Consider the following 13612-nt stretch of genomic DNA (forward strand, 5'->3'; position numbering starts at 1 on the left):
ATCTCAACGATATGCGTCAAAATGGTTCATTTTGCTGATAGACCTCTGTATCGTAATATTCACCTTTTTCTTTGCATATATCATCCGTTTCAATTTTCAGATAGAATTTGACGTAGATGAGCTCCTCAACCAACTTCCGTATGTTTTTTTTGCAGCATTAATAAGTTTCTTGCTTGTTGGGTCTCATAAAGGAGTTGTTAGATTTACCGGTTTTAAGGACGTTGTTAATATTATTATCGGTGTTAATATTTTGGCTACCATTTTAATAATAACGACATTTTTGAGTAGACAATATGATTTCGAAGAATACTATAATATTCCAGGTTCCATCGTTTATATTCACCTATTACTGAATATTCTATTCTTAATTGGGTTTAAGTTCTTTGTGAAATCATTGTACAATAATCTTACTCAAGATTTTAAGTCTCAAAAAAATGTGTTGATTTTTGGTGCGGGTAGTTCCGGAATGATCACTTATGATGCCATCAATAATGACCCTGCGAGTCAGTCTGAAGTGATTGGGTTCATTGATGACAATGATCAGAAAATTGGTAAAAAGATTAATCTGTTAACCGTTTATGCCTTTAACAAGATCAATCCAAGTTTTATTGAAAAGCATCAGGTTGAAGAAGTCATCATATCAATACAAACGATAGAGTCGGCTCGATTGTTAGAGATTACAGGCAAACTTTTTTCATTAGGTCTAAAGGTGAAAATTGTTCCTCCCGTTAAACAGTGGATAGATGGAGACTTAAGTGTTGTTCAAATTAAAGAAGTAAAAATTGAAGATCTTTTGGGAAGAGAACCTATTTCTATTGCAAATCCTGAAATGATTGACGAGTATGAGAATCAAATAATTTTCATTACCGGTGCAGCTGGTTCAATAGGAAGCGAAATTGCCCGTAAAGTTGCTCAATACAACTATAAAAAGCTGATCTTGATTGATTCTGCCGAATCCGCATTGTATGATATTGAACAAGAATTTGTTCAAAGTGGAAAAAGTCGATTTATTGCTGTCATTGCAGATGTAAGAGATAACAAAAGAATGGAGCAATTGTTTGATCAATATAAACCAAAAATTGTATTTCATGCAGCGGCTTACAAGCATGTCCCACTAATGGAGAATAATCCTTATGAAGCTGTAAGTGTAAACATAATTGGAACCAAAAATATGGCAGATTTGTCGGTAAAGCATAGCGTTAAGAAATTTGTGCTTATCTCAACTGACAAAGCTGTCAATCCCACTAATGTAATGGGTGCGACAAAAAGAATTGCTGAATTGTATGTCAATTGTCTACAAATTAAAGGTAGTACAAAATTCATTACTACCAGATTTGGCAATGTATTGGGATCTAACGGCTCCGTTATTCCGTTGTTCAAAAAACAGATAGATTCAGGAGGACCGCTTACGGTAACACATAAAGATATTACCAGGTACTTTATGACCATATCTGAAGCTTGCCAACTGGTTTTGGAGGCAGCAACAATGGGTAACGGTGGCGAGATTTTTGTTTTTGACATGGGCAAATCAGTTAAAATTTATGATTTGGCCGTAAATATGATCATCCTTTCTGGCTTAAGATTTCCAGAAGATATTGACATCAAAATCACTGGACTTAGACCTGGAGAAAAAATTTATGAAGAACTTTTGGCAGACGGAGAAAATACACGGCCTACCTATCATGAGAAAATTATGATTGCAAAAACAAAAAAGTTAGAAGTGGTCGAAATTGAAGAACGAATTGAAAGACTGTGTTTGACAAATACCAAAATGCAGAATTTAGAAATAGTTTCAATTATTAAGGAAATAGTGCCCGAATATCGTTCAAACAATTCAACATTTGAAGTTTTGGACATAAAAAAATAAAAACTGACAAAAAATAAAATTATGAACCCTAAAATCAACACTAGTAACCTATTATCAAGCGTTTCAATCCTTTTTATTGTTATGCTATCATCTTGTGCCTCTAGAAAGGAAATGGTTTATTTTCAAGATGAACCACTTACTCCTACTGAATTTAACAATATGAATACAGAATTGGTATATCAACCAAATGACCTTTTGACAATAGACATTAATGGCGCAGATCCAGAAACAGTACAACCATTCAAACTACCTCCAGTAACTTTTGAAGAGAATATGTCTGTAATAAATGCACAAGGAACTTTGAGAGTGCAAGCGTATCTAATTGATGTTAACGGCAATATAGAATTTCCAATTTTAGGTACCTTGAAAATTGCAGGAATGACAAGAACCCAAACCATTGCGTTTTTTAAGGAGAAACTTTCTGAATATGTTAAAGATCCAATTGTAAATGTTCGTCTTGCCAACTTTACCATTTCTGTTCTAGGAGAGGTAAACAGGCCTGGAGTCTATACTATTCAGGATGAGCGAATTTCTTTGAGTGAGGCTTTGGGCTTGGCGGGAGATTTGACCAACACTGGTAAACGTGACAACATTTTTCTTATTCGTGAGGTAGACGGCAAAAAGAAATTTGCAAAACTCGATCTTACTTCTATTAACATTGTCAACTCTCCGCTATACTATTTGGTTCAAAATGATGTTATATACGTTGAACCTAATACCGCAAAAATTAGGTCGTCAACCTATAACCCTAATACAGCACTGGTAATATCGGCTATTTCTACTCTGGCAACTATTGCCGCTATTTTGATTAGATAAACAACGCTTTTCTGGAATTTTACTTATGATTCAGTCACCACAAAATAAAAATAACAAAGAGACGATTATTAATATCTTTGAATTATATCTTTCCAAATGGAAACTAATCGTGTTTTGCTTATTGATTGCATTGGGTATTGCTTTCTTAAAGATAAGATATAGCACATATGAATATCAAGCAAATGCATCCATCAAACTTAAGCAGGATGAAAACTCTAAAAAGCTATCTGAAATTTCAGCCATTCAAAATTATGGCATTTTTGCTAATGATTATTCAAAAGTCATTGATGAAGTCGAAATTCTGAAATCTCGCTCAATCATCAAACAGGTTGCGCAGGATTTAAAACTAAATATCCAATATTTTGTAAGTGGCAAGGTGAAATTGCAGGAAGTTTATGTAGACCCACCCGTAAACATCAACTTTTATGCTAAAGACTCTGTCGTCAATCAATACAATCAATCCATATTCATCAAGATTGTTTCTGATAACCAATATGAACTTTCTAAAATCAATAACAATAAAATACTTGAATTCGAAAAAGGTGAAACATCGCTACACAATTTTGGGGAAAAGACCAGAACAGATTTTGGAGATTTTGTATTGACCCCAAATCCTGGAACTTATGGCTCTTCAGTAGGTTCATATATTGAAATAAAGCTAATTCCTTTGAATAGTATCGTCGAACGGTATTTGGGTAAAATCAAAGTTGAAATGTCCAAAGAATCAAATGTAATAAAGCTTTCATTAAATGAAGAGATTAAAGAAAAGGCACGTTTGATTCTGGATAAACTCATCGAAAAATACAATCAAGATGTCATTAATGATAAAGAAGAAGTCATAAAGATTACTTCAGACTTTATAACGAATAGGCTGGAAGTCGTATCTAACGAATTGGAACAAGTAGATTTTACTGCAGAAACTTTGCAGAAAAATAATAGGTTAACAGCGTTGGCCTCGCAATCCAATATTTATCTTGAAAGCGAAAGACAGAACGAAAATAAAATTATTGAAACTGCAAATCAACTTCAATTGGTTGATTACATGAAAGACCATCTATCGGAACATAGTAAACCATCTGATTTGCTGCCAGCAGATGTAGGTATAGCCGATAATTCAGTATCTCAAATAACCAATACACACAATGAACTGGTTTTGCAGAGAAATCGCTTAATTAAAAACTCTAGTGAAAAGAATCCAACCATTGTTAATCTTGATAATCAGATAAATGCGTTAAAAGAAAACTTGAACCAAAGCTTGAGCAACATTAGAACAGCAAACAATATTACCTTAAATACCCTTAACAGAGAAGATGCTCGGATAAGTGGTCAAATTTATTCAGCACCTACAAAAGAACGCCAATTTAGAGACATAAAGCGTCAACAAGACATAAAAGAGTCTCTATATCTATATTTGCTGCAAAAAAGAGAGGAAACAGCAATATCGCTGGGAATGTCTTCATCAAACGCAAAAATTATTGACCAAGCGTACACCTTGGATGGTCCAGTCTCCCCTAACCCAAAAATCATTTATTTGGCCGCAATCATCTTGGGATTGTTCATCCCTATATCTTTGATATATGCAAGAGACTTAATTGACAACAAAATACATTCTAAAGATGATTTGATAAAATACATCAGTGCACCATATATTGGAGACATACCAAAATCGAGTAATAAAACAAGATTGATTAAGAAAGTGGATTATTCGCCAAAAGCAGAAGCATTCAGGATTATAAGAACCAATGCGGAATTTATGATGCAAGATGTTGACAAAGCGTGCAAGACCATTTTTGTGACATCAACCACGAGCCAAGAAGGCAAGTCACATACTTCAATAAATCTAGCAACTTCTTTCTCATTCTCTGAAAAGCGTGTTTTGTTGATTGAAACAGATATACGTGTGCCAAGAGTTAACGATTACTTAAATATTGATAGTAAAAAAGGTTTGACAGACTTTATTTCTGATAAGACTTTGGGTATTGAGGATGTTACAACCAAACTTGAAGATAATCCATATTTGGATATCATTCCGTCCGGTACAATTCCACCAAATCCTGCCGAATTGTTGATGAGCGACAGAGTAAAATATCTTTTTGAACACGTCAAAAAAGATTATGATTACATCATTGTTGACACTGCGGCTGTTGGATTGGTTACCGATACATTATTGATAAGCAAATTTGCTGATTTATTTCTTTATGTTGTTAGCGCAAATAACATAGACAAACGCCAACTACATATTGCACAAACTATGTACACCGAAAAGAGGCTCCCAAATATGGCAATTTTATTAAACGGAACTGAACATAAAAAGGGATACGGTTACGGATATGGAAAAGCTCCGAAAAAGAAAAAAGGATGGTTTAAAAAATCCTGAAGATGTTAAATCTTTCTTCTTTCTTTTTCTTGTTTTAATAAATTAAGTTCTCTACTTGTTTGACCGGCAACCGATGTATTCTCTTCTGCACGACGAATCAAATATGGCATTACATCTTTTACCGGTCCAAAAGGAACATATTTAGCTACATTATATCCTTCTGAAGCAAGGTTAAAACTGATATGATCACTCATGCCATACAATTGACCAAACCATACGCGATTATCGTTTTTCGCTATATTTAACTGATCCATAAGTTCCATTGCTTGATAGCAACTTTGCTCATTATGAGTTCCGATAAACACTGATAGGATATCCAACCGTTTAAGAATATATTCTAGAGTTGTGTTGAAATTGATATCTGTGGCTTCTTTTGTAGCACAAATTGGAGAATCATAGCCTTTTTCTTCAGCACGATCACGTTCTTTTTCCATATAAGCTCCTCGAACTATCTTTACACCTATAGTAAAACCATCCCGTTTGGCACGACTATAGAGCTCTTTTAGATAATCTAATCGATCCCAACGATACAGTTGTAAAGTATTGTAAACAATAGGAATATCTTTATTGTAGCGACGCATCATATCTTCGCACAAATCATCTGCGGCATCTTGCATCCAACTTTCCTCACCATCAATTAATATTTCTACGTCTCGTTCTTTAGCTAATCTACAAACTTTATCAAATCGATTGATAACACGACCCCATTCATTTTCTTCTTCTTGGGTAAAAGGTTTTCCTTCGCCTTTCTTCTGATAAAGATAAAATCTTCCAAAACCAGTTGGTTTAAACACCGCAATGGGCATGGCCTCTTTCTCGTCTGCAAATCGAATAATTTTTAATGTTTTTTCAACAGCAGAATCAAATGCTTCTTCTTCTTCCTTACCTTCCACCGAAAAGTCCAAAACCGAACAAACACGTTTTGTATACATTTTATCGATTACAGGAAGACAATCATCTTCATTCACTCCACCGCAAAAATGGTCGAATACAGTAGAACGTATCAAACCTTCTACGGGTAAATGAGCTTTTAGGGCAAAATTCGTAGCCGCAGTGCCAATACGGACCAAAGGTTGATGAGATATCATCTTGAACAAAAAGTAGGCTCTTTCGAGCTCTGAATCACTTTTCAATTGAAAAGCGATTTCGGTATTGTCAAATAATCGATTTTCTGGCATTGTATAGAAATATTCGCAAAAATATACATTCGTTCGCTAATAATTAATCAAAAACCGCTTATTTTGAAGTTCAAAGTAAACGCTTCTTAAAATATGATATCCATAAAAGCCTCCAATTATTCTGTTCACTTTAATAATACTGCTTACAGACAGCTAAATTTATATCTTGAACAGAATGTGTTTTCTAAATTATTTGTATTGGTTGACACGAATACAAACCAGCATTGCTTTCCAAATTTCATGTCAAGGCTTGAAACAAATTTGAATATCGAGATTATTGAAATTGAGGCGGGAGAAGCACATAAAACCATTGAGACCTGTTTAGGTGTTTGGAATGCCCTATCAGAGCTTGGAGGTGATAGAAAAAGTATTTTGATCAATTTAGGAGGCGGTGTGGTTACGGATCTTGGTGGCTTTGTAGCAAGTACTTTTAAGCGTGGCATTAAGTATGTCAATGTGCCCACCTCACTTCTGTCAATGGTAGATGCATCAATTGGAGGAAAAAACGGAGTGGATTTAGGAGTGATAAAAAATCAAATTGGTGTCATAAATTCTGGTGAAATGGTTATTGTGGACACTACTTTTCTAGATACTCTACCTCAAAATCAGTTAAAATCTGGTTGGGCAGAAATGCTAAAGCATGGCCTAATTGCTGAAATTGATTATTGGAAAAAACTTTCTGACCTATCTCAATTAACTCTTGAAGACTTGGATCAACTTATCTACAATTCTATTATTATAAAAAATACAATCGTCAATAAGGATCCTTATGAGATTAAGGAACGAAAGCATTTAAATTTTGGACATACACTAGGTCATGCAATTGAGTCTTACTTTTTGAGTTCCAAACACAAAAATGAATTGCTTCATGGAGAAGCTATAGCAATAGGAATGATATTAGAATGTTACTTATCTTATAAACTGTTGAATTTTCCCAAGAGCGATTGTGATGAAGTGAAAAATGTCATAAATAGTCTTTTCCAACAAGTAGATATTACATCTAATGACTATGAATCTATAATTGAACTGTTGAAATTTGACAAGAAAAACGAACATGGCAATGTTAACTTCGTGCTCCTTGAAGCTTTAGGCAAACCAAAAGTGAACTGTTTGGTAGAAAATGATCTTATATTAGAAGCCTTTGATTACTACAAAAATTAACTTCACAGATATCGCTCTTTCAAAATATTGCAGTGATGGATTTCATGCCCCAAAATTATAAAACCCAATGCTCTAACAGAAATGGTGCTATTGCTAGCCGTTCCCGTTTGTTCCAACATCTCATCATCAAGGTTGTCAAAAAGAGTTATAGTGGCTAGCCTAACCGCCCTGTATTCATCTAACAAACTTTCAAATGATCTTATGTTTGCTTTGCTTGGTCCAACATATAAATCCTGATCAAAACCAGGCAAAGACGTCTGATCATGTCTCGCAATCCGCAAAGCTCTATAAGAAAAAATTCTTTCAGTATCAATCATGTGTAGTATTACTTCTTTTATTGTCCATTTTCCATCTGCATATCTGTATATATGTTTGTCAACATCAATAGATTGAAAAAAAGTAAAAACATTCTCTAAATTGCTTCGGAAACCATCTTTGAGATTCAAGCCTTTTGCTTTAGAAATATAGGTTTCGTAATATGGATTATATTCGTTTGATTTTAAGTGTCTAGATGTCATCTCATTGATTATTTTGCTTCATAAGTTTGAATAAAAAACCCTTTGTTTGAATAAAAACAAAGGGTCTGTTTAGCTATTAATCGAGCATTTGACATATTACATATCATTAAAGATCGTATGCATCAAACGCTTTTTATCATTGATACTTTCTTCAAGCGAAATCATGGTTTCCGTTCTATAAACACCTTCAATATCATCAAGCATAAAAATCACTTCTTTAGCATGTGTTGTATTTTTAGCTCTGATTTTGCAGAAAATATTGAATTTTCCGGTCGTAATATGAGCAACAGTTACATAGGGTATGTTATTGATTCTTTCGAGAACAAATTGTGTTTGGGAAGTGTTATTTAGAAAAAGTCCTACGTAAGCAATAAAGGAATACCCCAACTTCTTATAGTCTAAAGTCAACGAAGAGCCTTGAATAATACCTGCATCTTCCATTTTCTTTACACGCACATGAACTGTTCCTGCAGAAATTACCAATTTCTTCGCAATATCAGTAAAGGGAATTCTAGTGTTTTCTATCAACATATCTAGAATTTGGTGGTCAATTTCGTCTATTTTATACTTACCCATTTTTTATTTTCTTTAAATTTTTTACAAAAATAGGAGAAATTGTTTGAAGATAAATCACCAAATCAAAGATTTTTTAGAGTTTAAATGATAATACTTCATTATTTAATAAAACGAAATCGTTTTCGTATCCTTCGTAAATCACCTGTTTGTCGTGTGTCAAAACCACACTACTATTGGCATCCACTTCTTTATGCCCATAAAAATCAGTTAAATCTGAAATTTTTTCAACAACAGGTATAAATTTCAACTCATCACCTATCAATAGTTCCTTATATTGGACAGCCAAATCAACATTGCGATCACCAACTTTAGCATTCCGAATTATGAAGTCATAGAACAACTTCTCATTTTGTGGAATATTAAAGTATGATTTATAATTATAGCCAGTCAATTCTTTAGACGAAATATATTCTAGCGCCAAAAGCATCGATTGGAATATATACTCTCTCACGACCTCCCTATTGTAATCATCAGGAAAATGTCCTGCTTCAAACAAAACAGTGGGAACTTCAAGACTTTGAAAAGTATCACCCACACATTTAAGATTAAAAGCATCGTCATAAATCCCGACCTGATGAGGTATCTGCGTTTGCAAATTGTCATTCATCAAAATAATAACCTCCATGGCTTTCTGTCGCGTTTTAGTTATGGAGCGTGCTTCATCCTGGGCTGGAGCGAGAAAAGATACTGTAGCGGGATTATCAGTGGTTCCAGCGCTGAAAATAGTTCTTTGTCCATGAAGATTGAAACATACATTTGGTTTTATCTTTTCAAAACAGTCTCTTAGACAAATGCTTTCTGGTTGCGAAAGGTCCTGCGCATCCCTATTAAGGTCGATATAATTCGCATTGAGTCTTGTATACATTTTGGCCCCATCTGGGTTTAGTATCGGAATAATGTGTATGGTGCAGTTGCGTAATATTTGTTTTACAGCGTTTTCAGCAGAATTAGCAAACACATTGCACAAATCAAAAATGGCTTTGGTAGTTGTGCTCTCATTACCATGCATTTGAGACCACATGAAAACATTTTTGCTACCCGAGCCAACAGTTATTAGGTGTATTGGTTCTCCCAAAACCGAATTACCAACAATCTCCAGTTTAAAATTTAAATTGAGTTTTTTTAAAAGGGGAGCTATATTATCACCATTAATGTAACGTCCAAATAATTTAGATTCTTTATGTGCCTGAAACAGTCTTTGCAGAGTTTTTAAATCCATTGGAAATTATTGTTTCACAAATGTAAACAATTACAATTTTACATTTGTGAACAACAAAATGAAGCCTTTTTGTTTACAATATTAAACAGCATAAGTCGGATATGTCGGTGAAATTACAAATTAAATCTCACAACTTTAAAACAATCTATTAAAATGTTTATTTTCAGTTATTTAAATATATTTAAGTGAACTTATAATTTATATTTTTGTTTGATTATTTGTTAATTACTTTTCTATAGTCAACATTAATATTTACATTTGTAAAACTCAAGAACCATATCTATAGTTTACAATGATAAACAATGAAGAATTTGCGAAACGGTTAGAAAAAGTCATCGAATTTTACGGTGAAACAGCCTCCTCTTTTTCAGAAAAAATAGGTGTACAGCGCTCAAGCATTTCGCATATTTTATCTGGTCGTAATAAACCGAGTTTGGATTTTGTTTTAAAAGTTTTGTCGGAATATCCCGAAGTGGAATTGTACTGGCTGTTAAATGGCAAAGGAACTTTCCCATCCTCTGCTCTAACTTCAAATGCTTCTAAAAGTGAACAGCAAAAAATTGAAAGGTCAGATTCAAATGTCGAAAGAACTCTTGAGAATCTTCCTAAAGACGACAAATCCATCGAACGCATTGTGATCTTCTATAAAGATGGAACATTTCAAAATTTTGAGAATTTGAAATAGAAGTTAATTCACATGCTTCAATTATCTGCTTTTACTAATTTTGCTGCTGTTAAACCTAATTTATGCGAACATACTTTTCCTTATTTTTATTGATCTGTTTAACAAGTTGCTACGAGAAAGAGCGAAATTGCACCGATTTTAAGACAGGAACTTTCACTTTCAATTATACCATTGATGGTGTCGAGAAAACAGGAAAGTTTGTAAGAACTGAACATTATAATATTGATTATTATGAAAACAAAGTAGATTCTGCTTCCATACGATGGATCAATGATTGTGAGTTCATACAGACTAAAATAAATCCGAAAAGCAAATCAGAGGAAAAGGCAATCCATATGAAAATTTTGAGTACAACAAAAGACTCCTACACCTTTGAATACAGCCTAGCTGTGCCTCCTACCAACAAAAAGAAGCGTGTAGAAAAAGGTACGGCGACAAAAATCGATTAAATCAAACGTTTCAATTTAAATTTAGGCCAACGTTTGACTGTCATAAAGGGCTTTTAAAGTAAGATATTAGAATAATTTCGTCTGCCCTTTTTCATCCAAAAAGGTTTCGTCGTCATCGTCATTCTTCCTGGTAAGATTTGTGATTTCCATTGGCGGATTTTGTCCAGAAGGTTTGCTCGGCGAATCTTCTTCATTCACTTCCTCCTCATCCACAACATCTATCTCGTCTGCGTGAACTTCTTCTGGCTCTTCATACGGTAACGGATCCAACAAACTGACTTGTTTAATTTTTTCGGTAGTGAACTGATTACCCAGGGCTTTAATACCTTTTATGGAAATGAATTCCTCAAAATTCAATTCTTCATTGTCACGCTGTTCCTTGCCTCTTGGTTTAGCAAACACGACTTCGGCAATCGGTCGCCAATCGGTAGAAACAATCTCTAATTGGGAATTAGGATGGTCAGAAATAAAGACTTCTTCCCTATTTTCGTTTTCAATCAAAAAGCGTTTTACAAAGTAACGTTCCTTTTCGCCATCATAATACAAAGCAGAAATTGGTTTTTTTGGCACCCACTTTTCCAAGACAATCATATCATCATCAAATCGGGTGGTAAGCTCTGGGAGAATGGTCTTAATCACACCAGCTTGGGTTATGATCAACAAACGGTCTTCTCCTCTAAACTCTCCCATCAATTCGCCACGCTCATCAACATTCAAACGTTGAACGGTATCATCAAACCAAATTTTACGAGGTTTTAAAGTGGATATACCGTGCTCTTTAAGTTCGATTTTCTTAACAGCGTGTTTTGTGACTTGATTTCCTTTGGAATTTCGGCCTTTGATAAGCACATCTGAAAAATCCAAATCCCACTTCAGTTTTTTGATACTTCCCACCTGGCGCAAGAAAATAGTCACGACTTCTGCCTCACCATTCGGATTGGCTGAAAAATAAAGCACGGTCGAACCTTTGGTTTCGTTGGTCAAATCATATTCTCTATCGCGCGTTATACTTGTAACCGCAAAACGTTTCACGTACGATGGACCTTTACTGCCATCGCGATAAATCATATTATAGATGGTGCGTTTGTCCTTTTTCTTAAAGACAGCCACGTGGATAATATCTTTGCCAACGAACTTTTTATCATCGACCTTGGAAACCATCATTTTACCATCATTGGTAAACACAATAATATCATCAATATCACTGCAATCGCACACATATTCATCTCTGCGTAAGGAGGTTCCAATAAATCCTTCTTCCCTATTGACATACAATTTCGTGTTGCGCATCACCACTTTTGTAGCATCGACATCATCAAACAATCGCAATTCGGTCATACGCTCACGACCTTTGCCGTAATCGTTTTTCAAACGTGTGAAGTAAGCAATGGCGTAATCCGTCAAATGCTCCAAATCATATTTCACTTGAGCAATTTGCTCCTCCAAAGCTTCAATACGTTGCTGCGCTTTGTCAATATCAAATTTTGAAATACGTTTGATTCTAATTTCGGTCAAACGCTCAATATCCTCTTGGGTAATGGCACGTTTTAAATGTGCAATATGAGGTTTCAAACCTTTATCGATGGCTGCAATAACACCTTCCCAAGTTTCTTCTTCCTCAATATCGCGATAGATTCTATTTTCAATAAAGATGCGTTCCAAGGATGCAAAATGCCACTGTTCTTCAAACTCATCCAATTTGATTTCCAAATTAGATTTCAACAACTCAACCGTATGGTCTGTAGATCGTTGCAGTATTTCAGTGACACCAATAAATAAAGGTTTGTTGTCTTCAATTACACAACCTAATGGTGAAATGGAATTCTCGCAATTGGTAAATGCATACAAGGCGTCAATGGTCTTATCTGGTGAAATTCCTGAAGGCAAATGCACCAAAATCTCAACTTCTGCAGCCGTATTGTCCTCTATCTTCTTGATTTTGATTTTGCCCTTATCATTGGCTTTCAAAATGGAATCAATCAACGAAGAAGTGGTGGTACCATAAGGAATTTCGGTAATGTTGAGTGTGTTCTTGTCAAGCGTTGAAATCTTCGCGCGAACACGCACTTTTCCGCCTCGCATTCCATCTTTATAATCACTGCAATCTGCGATACCGGCTGTTGGAAAATCAGGTAAAATGGTAAACTTCTTTCCTTTCAAATGCTTAATGGAAGCATCAATCAATTCATTAAAATTGTGAGGTAGAATCTTTGTAGACAATCCCACTGCAATTCCTTCACCACCTTGTGCCAACAGCAAAGGGAACATCACCGGAAGATTGATAGGCTCCTTACGACGACCATCATAAGAGGCTTGCCATTCGGTGATTTTTGGATTGTAAACAACATCCAAGGCAAATTTAGACAAGCGCGCCTCAATATAACGAGAAGCTGCTGCGCTATCACCTGTCAGGATGTTTCCCCAGTTTCCTTGGGTATCTATCAATAAATCTTTTTGTCCTATCTGCACCATCGCATCACCAATACTGGCGTCACCGTGTGGATGGTATTGCATCGTATGTCCAACGATATTCGCCACTTTGTTGTAACGACCATCATCCAAATCTTTCATAGACTGCATAATGCGTCGTTGCACTGGCTTAAAACCATCTTCAATGGCAGGCACAGCACGTTCCAAAATCACATAGGAAGCATAGTCGAGGAACCAATCCTCAAACATTCCCGAAACCCTCGTTATGGTCTCGTTGCCTGTAGATTCTTGTGGTTGTTCGTTATCGTTGTGTAGTTCTTCGTTCTCTAAACTCAT

Annotated in this window: 11 protein-coding genes; 6 read left to right on the plus strand and 5 right to left on the minus strand. The window is 35.1% G+C overall.

Translation table 11 applies throughout. The features are described from left to right. Positions 1–31 precede the first annotated feature (31 nt). The 3 genes from M0G43_RS10695 to M0G43_RS10705 are packed head-to-tail and all read left to right on the plus strand — an operon-like array spanning position 32 to position 5060. Positions 32–1867, plus strand: a complete 1836-nt coding sequence (locus M0G43_RS10695; protein WP_317231458.1) for a nucleoside-diphosphate sugar epimerase/dehydratase — start codon at positions 32–34, stop codon at positions 1865–1867. A 21-nt stretch (positions 1868–1888) separates the two neighbouring features. Then, a complete protein-coding gene (locus tag M0G43_RS10700; protein ID WP_248026218.1) occupies positions 1889–2683 on the plus strand; it encodes a polysaccharide biosynthesis/export family protein in 795 nt (264 codons plus the stop codon). A 25-nt stretch (positions 2684–2708) separates the two neighbouring features. Continuing rightward, positions 2709–5060, plus strand: a complete 2352-nt coding sequence (locus M0G43_RS10705) for a GumC family protein (protein WP_248026231.1) — start codon at positions 2709–2711, stop codon at positions 5058–5060. A gap of 5 nt (positions 5061–5065) precedes the next feature. Here the strand turns inward: M0G43_RS10705 and M0G43_RS10710 are convergent, their stop codons facing one another. After that, on the minus strand, positions 5066–6238 hold the full coding sequence (locus tag M0G43_RS10710; RefSeq protein WP_248026235.1) for a proline dehydrogenase family protein: 1173 nt from the start codon (positions 6236–6238) through the stop codon (positions 5066–5068). A 93-nt stretch (positions 6239–6331) separates the two neighbouring features. On the opposite strand from M0G43_RS10710, the gene aroB reads away from it, so the two are divergent. Then, on the plus strand, positions 6332–7399 hold the full coding sequence (gene aroB, locus M0G43_RS10715) for a 3-dehydroquinate synthase (RefSeq protein ID WP_248026236.1): 1068 nt from the start codon (positions 6332–6334) through the stop codon (positions 7397–7399). Between the two features lie 2 nt (positions 7400–7401). On the opposite strand, the gene M0G43_RS10720 is transcribed toward aroB, so the two are convergent. The 3 genes from M0G43_RS10720 to M0G43_RS10730 form a co-directional block, all read right to left on the minus strand. Beyond that, on the minus strand, positions 7402–7917 hold the full coding sequence (locus tag M0G43_RS10720; RefSeq protein WP_248026238.1) for a DinB family protein: 516 nt from the start codon (positions 7915–7917) through the stop codon (positions 7402–7404). 96 nt (positions 7918–8013) lie between these two features. Beyond that, the gene (locus tag M0G43_RS10725) at positions 8014–8493 is read right to left on the minus strand and encodes an Lrp/AsnC family transcriptional regulator (protein ID WP_248026240.1); all 480 of its coding nucleotides are present in this window, start codon (positions 8491–8493) and stop codon (positions 8014–8016) included. A 73-nt stretch (positions 8494–8566) separates the two neighbouring features. Next, positions 8567–9712 carry a M14 family zinc carboxypeptidase gene (locus tag M0G43_RS10730; protein ID WP_248026242.1) on the minus strand — a complete coding sequence of 382 codons (1146 nt, stop codon included), beginning with the start codon at positions 9710–9712 and terminating at the stop codon, positions 8567–8569. 292 nt (positions 9713–10004) lie between these two features. On the opposite strand from M0G43_RS10730, the gene M0G43_RS10735 reads away from it, so the two are divergent. Further along, positions 10005–10397: a helix-turn-helix domain-containing protein gene (locus M0G43_RS10735; protein WP_248026245.1), complete on the plus strand. Its 393-nt coding sequence runs from the start codon at positions 10005–10007 to the stop codon at positions 10395–10397. Positions 10398–10459: 62 nt separating this feature from the next. Beyond that, positions 10460–10846 (plus strand): hypothetical protein, encoded by a 387-nt coding sequence (locus M0G43_RS10740; protein ID WP_248026249.1) that lies wholly within the window; start codon positions 10460–10462, stop codon positions 10844–10846. A gap of 66 nt (positions 10847–10912) precedes the next feature. Here the strand turns inward: M0G43_RS10740 and M0G43_RS10745 are convergent, their stop codons facing one another. Next, positions 10913–13612, minus strand: coding sequence for a DNA gyrase/topoisomerase IV subunit A (locus M0G43_RS10745; RefSeq protein ID WP_248026261.1), 2700 nt, complete (start codon positions 13610–13612; stop codon positions 10913–10915).

It is taken from the genome of Subsaxibacter sp. CAU 1640 (assembly GCF_023156585.1).
Lineage (GTDB): Bacteria > Bacteroidota > Bacteroidia > Flavobacteriales > Flavobacteriaceae > JBPOFM01.